General features: G+C 73.6%; 4 protein-coding genes. All 4 read left to right on the forward strand.

Features of this window, described 5'->3' with window-relative positions:
• Positions 1-76: 76 nt before the first annotated feature.
• Complete coding sequence (locus B9S61_RS22235) at positions 77-595, forward strand: nuclear transport factor 2 family protein (RefSeq protein WP_103543846.1); 519 nt, start codon at positions 77-79, stop codon at positions 593-595.
• A gap of 334 nt (positions 596-929) precedes the next feature.
• Positions 930-1,289, forward strand: coding sequence for a dihydroneopterin aldolase (folB, locus tag B9S61_RS22240; RefSeq protein WP_103543847.1), 360 nt, complete (start codon positions 930-932; stop codon positions 1,287-1,289).
• Positions 1,286-1,897 (forward strand): 2-amino-4-hydroxy-6-hydroxymethyldihydropteridine diphosphokinase, encoded by a 612-nt coding sequence (gene folK / locus B9S61_RS22245; protein WP_103543848.1) that lies wholly within the window; start codon positions 1,286-1,288, stop codon positions 1,895-1,897. Before folB ends, folK begins: the two co-directional genes overlap by 4 nt.
• 60 nt (positions 1,898-1,957) lie before the next feature.
• Positions 1,958-2,446 carry a DUF3180 domain-containing protein gene (locus tag B9S61_RS22250; protein ID WP_103543849.1) on the forward strand — a complete coding sequence of 163 codons (489 nt, stop codon included), beginning with the start codon at positions 1,958-1,960 and terminating at the stop codon, positions 2,444-2,446.
• The last annotated feature ends 103 nt before the right edge of the window (positions 2,447-2,549 follow it).

Consider the following 2,549-nt stretch of genomic DNA (forward strand, 5'->3'; position numbering starts at 1 on the left):
CCCGCGCGATAGAACAGGCGCGCACGGCGCCCTCCGCATCCCCCGAACCCGGCGTGTCCGGCGCAGAGGGAGCCCGGTGAGCGCACCCCACACCGATGTCGAACAGGTGGAAGCCGCCAACACCGCCTTCTACGAGGCCCTGGAGCGGGGCGACTTCGAGGAGGTCGCGTCGCTCTGGCTCACCCCGGCCGACCTCGGCGTCGACGAGACGTACCACGACCCGGCGGACAGCGGGGTGGTCTCCTGCGTCCACCCCGGCTGGCCGGTGCTCACCGGACGCGGCGAGGTCCTGAGGTCGTACGCCCTGATCATGGCGAACACCGACTACATCCAGTTCTTCCTCACCGATGTGCACGTCTCCGTCACCGGCGACACCGCGGTGGTGACCTGCACCGAGAACATCCTCAGCGGCGGCCCGGCCCCGGAGGCCGGCGAGGAGCTGGGCCCCCTGGTGGGCCAGCTGGTCGTCGCCACCAACGTGTTCCGGCGCACCCCGGCCGGCTGGAAGCTCTGGTCGCACCACGCCTCCCCGGTCCTCGCCGAGGAGGACGAGGACGAGGACGACGACACCCCCGGGCCCGGCACCCCGGACTGAGCCGCCCGGCCCTGCGGCCTGGTCCCAGCGGCCCCCGGGCCCGGCGGCCTGGTCCCAGCGGCCCGGCCGGGCGTCCGCCGCCACGCGGCATGGCCTGACCCGGCCCCCGGACATCGCCGGAATCACGACGCCGGAGGCAGAAGCCGCCGCCGGCCGGTGAGCCCCCGCTCTCCCGGGGGCAGACGACGGGTGAGGCCTCCGTCCGGCCGGCCCGCCGCGACACCCCCCGGGGCACCGGCGCTGTCGGTGACCACGGGTAGATTCGAATACAGGCCGGTGTGCCCTCGTCACAGGGCGCCGACCGGCCGCACCGACGACTGCAGGAGTGATTCGCGTGGATCGTGTCGCGCTGCGCGGCCTCAAGGCCCGCGGGCACCACGGTGTGTTCCCGAAGGAACGCGAGGAGGGCCAGACCTTCATCGTGGACCTCGTTCTCGGCCTGGACATCCGGCCGGCCGCGGCCGACGACGACCTGACGAAGACCGTCCACTACGGCATCGTGGCCGAGGAGGTCGTGGCCGTCGTCCAGGGCGAGCCCGTCAATCTCGTCGAGACGCTCGCCGAGCGCATCGCCCAGGTCTGTCTGAAGCACGACGTGGTGCGGGAGGTCGAGGTGTGCGTCCACAAGCCGGACGCGCCGATCACCGTGCCGTTCGACGACGTGACCGTCACCATCACCCGGAGCCGCGTATGACCAGGCCGTCCACCACGGGCCACACCGACCCGACCGTCCAGCCGGTCCCCGCCTCCGTGGTCGAGCGGGTCGACGCCGCCGACACCACGCTGCAGAACCCGAAGTGGGCCGTCGTCTCCCTGGGCGCCAACCTGGGCAACCGCCTGGAGACCCTCCAGGGGGCCGTCGACGCCCTGGAGGACACCCCGGGCATCCGGGTCAAGGCCGTCTCGCCCGTCTACGAGACGGAGCCGTGGGGCGTCGAGCCCGGCAGCCAGCCGTCGTACTTCAACGCGGTCGCGGTCCTGAGGACCACCCTCCCCCCGTCCTCCCTGCTGGAGCGGGCGCACGCGGTCGAGGAGGCCTTCCACCGGGTCCGGGACGAGCGCTGGGGCCCGCGCACCCTGGACGTGGACATCGTCGCCTACGCGGAGCTCCACTCGGACGACCCCGGGCTCACGCTGCCGCACCCGCGCGCCCACGAGCGGGCCTTCGTGCTCGCCCCCTGGCACGACATCGACCCCGGCGCGCAGCTGCCCGGCCGCGGAGCCGTCGCCGATCTCCTCGGCGCGGTCACCCGGGACGGGGTCACGCCCCGCGCGGACCTGGAACTCCGGCTGCCCGAGTAGCCGTTAAGGTCGTGACGACCACTTTCCGGGGCACCGGTCCGGGGAACGCGAAGGGACACCGTGAAAGAGCTGCGCATCCGGGTGCTGGCCGGCGTCTTCGTCGTCGCCGGGATCCTGTCATGGGCCGGCGCCCGCCTGTGGAACTCGCTGGGGACCCTTCCGAGTGTGCCCGTGGCCGCACCCATCGTCCTCGCCCTGATCGCGGTGGTCCTCACGGCCACCGCGCTGTCGCTGCGCGCCCGCCTCAACGCCCAGCGCGAGCGGCAGCCCGACGCCAAGGGAGTCGACCCGCTGATGGCGGCCCGCGCGGTCGTCTTCGGACAGGCCAGCGCCCTGGTCGCGGCCCTGGTCGCCGGGATGTACGGCGGTACGGGCGTCTTCCTGCTGGAGTTCCTGGACATCCCCTCCCGCCGCGACCAGGCGATCTATGCCGGGGCCTCGGTCCTGGCGGGCATCGGCGTCATAGCGGCGGCCATCTTCCTGGAGCGCGTCTGCAAGCTCCCGGAGGACGACGACAACGGCGGCCCGGGCGCGGCACCGGCGGCCTGACGCACACCCTCACGACGCCGGCGCCAACGCCTCACGGCCGGTGGCACGGCCCGGGACGACTCGCGGCCCCCGGGACGCGCACCCATGGTTCCGAGACCCGGCA

This window comes from Streptomyces sp. SM1 (assembly GCF_002910825.1).
In the GTDB taxonomy this organism is placed as follows: Bacteria; Actinomycetota; Actinomycetes; order Streptomycetales; family Streptomycetaceae; genus Streptomyces; species Streptomyces okerensis.

Excerpts from the sequence above, each read along its gene's own strand:
- folK (WP_103543848.1), top strand. The coding sequence starts at position 1,286 with ATGACCAGGCCGTCCACCACGGGCCACACCGACCCGACCGTCCAGCCG.